This is a genomic window from Arthrobacter sp. SO3, from assembly GCF_020532825.1.
Lineage (GTDB): Bacteria > Actinomycetota > Actinomycetes > Actinomycetales > Micrococcaceae > Arthrobacter.
The window spans coordinates 1-2,770 of the sequence record NZ_MQTS01000132.1 but is presented as its reverse complement, the minus strand read 5'-3'; the positions used below and the strand labels follow the sequence as shown (position 1 = coordinate 2,770).

General features: G+C 67.3%; 3 protein-coding genes. 1 reads left to right on the top strand and 2 read right to left on the bottom strand.

Annotated elements, in window-relative coordinates; all coding sequences use genetic code 11:
* Positions 1 to 50: 50 nt before the first annotated feature.
* The gene (kynA, locus tag BJQ90_RS12875) at positions 51 to 905 is read right to left on the bottom strand and encodes a tryptophan 2,3-dioxygenase (RefSeq protein WP_226760649.1); all 855 of its coding nucleotides are present in this window, start codon (positions 903 to 905) and stop codon (positions 51 to 53) included.
* Positions 906 to 952: 47 nt separating this feature from the next.
* Positions 953 to 1,987, bottom strand: coding sequence for a bifunctional riboflavin kinase/FAD synthetase (locus tag BJQ90_RS12870; protein ID WP_226760648.1), 1,035 nt, complete (start codon positions 1,985 to 1,987; stop codon positions 953 to 955).
* Positions 1,988 to 2,221: 234 nt separating this feature from the next.
* Here BJQ90_RS12870 and BJQ90_RS12865 point away from each other — a divergent pair.
* Positions 2,222 to 2,770 (top strand): DUF937 domain-containing protein (locus tag BJQ90_RS12865; RefSeq protein ID WP_226760647.1); only part of this gene is annotated, 549 nt, incomplete at its 3' end.

Below are 2,770 nucleotides of genomic sequence, written 5' to 3'. Positions count from 1 at the left end.
GACGGCGGTGGCCTGTGCCGCGGGCCCCGCCGTCCCCGGCTGAAGGGCGCTCACTGGCCGATCTCCGTCCGGACGGCGAAGAGCTCCGGGAAAAACGTCAGTTCCAGCGCCTTCTTCAGGAAGGCCGCGCCGCTGGAGCCGCCGGTGCCGGACTTCATGCCGATGGTGCGCTGCACCGTGCGCAGGTGCCGGAAGCGCCAGAGCTGGAAGTTGTCCTCAAGGTCCACGAGTTCCTCACAGGCCTCGTAGGCGCCCCAGTTGTCCGCCGCGTTCTCGTAGATGTACTTGAAGACCGGGACGAGCTCGGCGCAGAACTCATGCGCCCGGGTGACGTCCCGCTCCAGCAGCGAGGCGGGAACGTCGAAACCCTGCCGCTTGAGGTAGGCAAGGAAGTCGTCGTAGATGCTCGGGGATTCGAGAATCTCCTGCAGCATCGTGTGCGCCTCGGGATCAGATTCGAACACCGGCAGCATCTTGCGGTTTTTGTTGCCGAGCAGGAACTCGACCGCGCGGTACTGGCTGGACTGGAATCCGGAGGAGTTGCCCAGGAAACCGCGGAACTGCGAGTACTCGGTGGGCGTGAGGGTGGCCAGCACGGACCACTGCTCGGTCAGGGTTTTCTGGATGTGCTTGACCCGGGCGATCGCCTTCAGCGCGGAGCCGAGGTCATCGGAGCGCAGCCACGCGGCGGCGCTGCGGAGCTCGTGGAGGACCAGTTTGAGCCACAGCTCGGTGGTCTGGTGCTGGATGATGAACAGCATCTCGTCGTGGTGCTCCGGGGCGCTGACCGGCTGCTGGGCGCTTAGGAGCGTCGGCAGCTGCAGGTAGGACGCGTAGCTCATCTTTGAGCTGAAGTCCCGGACAATATCCTTGTCCAGCTCCCGGGTATTTTTCTCTATCGTCACGTCTCTTGCCTTCCTTGCCCAATGGCGCGGCGGTTCGGCGCAGCGGGTCAGTGCGCGTACAGAATGTTGTGGGCCTGGACCACGTCCAGGCGCATCTGGTCCACCAACGCTTCAGGGCCACGGTACGCCACCATTCCCCGGAGCCGGGCGACAAATTCCACCACAACTGTCTGGCCGTACAGATCGAAGTCCTCGACGGCCTCGTCCGGCCGGTCGATCACGTGCGCCTCGACCTGCCGGCTGACGCCGTCGAAGGTGGGGTTGGAGCCGACGGAGATGGCGGCGGGCCACCGTGTGCCGGCCTGGTCCACGAGCCAGCCGGCGTAGATGCCGTCGGCTGGGATGTAGCCGCTCGCGTCGGAGGCGAGGTTGGCGGTCGGAAAGCCGAGGTCGCGGCCACGTGCAGCGCCATGGACCACCTCACCACGCATCCGGTGCGACCTTCCCAGGACGGCTGCCGCTGTGGCGACGTCGCCCTCCCGCAGCGCCTCGCGCACCCAGGTGGAGGAGCAGCGGCGGTCCTGGCCGCCGTCGCCGTCGTGCATGCCGCCGTGGCCTTCATCGCGCCCGTCACCGTGTACTTCGCCGTGCAGCGGAAAGCCTTCCGAGCCGAACTCGCTGATGACCAGCACCTCGAAGCCGAGCTGCCTGCCGAGTTCCTGCATGGTCTCCAGGTCTCCGGAGTTGTTCCTGCCGAACCTGGCGTCGTGGCCGATCACCACGTGGCTCGCCTTTAGGCTGCCGACCAGGACGTCGGCGACGAATTCTTCCGGGGTGAGGCTGGCCAGCTCCAGGGAGTACTTCATCACGAGCACGGCGTCGAGGCCCAGCTCACCGAGCGCAACCAGCTTGTCTTCCAAGCCCATGATCAGTTCAGGGGCGGATTCGGGCCGGTGGACCTGCGCCGGATGCGGGTCGAAGGTGATGGCGACGGCCCGGGCGTGGTTCAGGCGGGCGACGCGGATGAGCTGCGAGAGCACCTGCTGATGGCCGCGGTGCACACCGTCGAAATTGCCGAAGGTAACCACGGAGGGACCAAAGTCCGCCGGGACTTCGGACGGATCGTTCCAGATGTGGACCATCAACCTCGCCTTTTGCTTCCTGCCATGTGCTCCTCCGGAGACACCTGCCGGCTCCGGAACTCTCTTAGATTACCCGCAAACGCCGCGGACTTCCGACGGCACTGCCCAGCCCCGGGCGGCGTCCTTTCGCGTTCCGGGGGCCCGGACTACGATGCAAGGGCAACAGTCCGGCGGCGTCTGCGCAGGCGCCGTTTCCAGCGATGCCTGCACTGTGTGCGGCTGAAGGAGTAACCCATGACCGAGCTCCAAGACATCCTGAGCCAGATCCCGGTAGACCAGATTGCCGGAATGCTCGGCACCGACCGGCAGACGGCGCAGGCTGCGGTGGAGGCCGCCGTGCCCACGCTGCTGGCCGGCATGCACAACAACGCGCAGGCCGCCGACGGCGCCGCGTCGCTGGAGTCAGCGCTCAGCCAGCACCGGGACGGGCTGATGGAGGGCGGCGTCGATGTCTCGCAGGTGGACACCGCAGACGGTGAGAAGATCGTGAGCCACGTCTTCGGCGGGCAGCAGGACCAGGTGGCCAGCCAACTGGCCGGGACCCCACAACTCGGTGGCGTGGGCGGGGACCTGCTCAAGAAGCTGCTGCCGATTCTGGCCCCGATCGTCATGTCCTACCTGGCCAACAAGGTCCTCGGGGGACGCGGACAGTCCTCCGGGGCGGGCAGCGCAAGCGGCGCGGGCGGGTCCGGCCAGGCCGGCGGGTCCGGCGGCATTGACCTCGGCGGAATTCTGGGCGGGATCCTTGGCGGTGCTGCCGGCGGCGCGGGTGCCGGCGGTGGC

Bases quoted from the DNA above. Each gene is read 5' to 3' on its own strand.
- BJQ90_RS12870 (WP_226760648.1), bottom strand. From the start codon at position 1,987: ATGGTCCACATCTGGAACGATCCGTCCGAAGTCCCGGCGGACTTTGGT.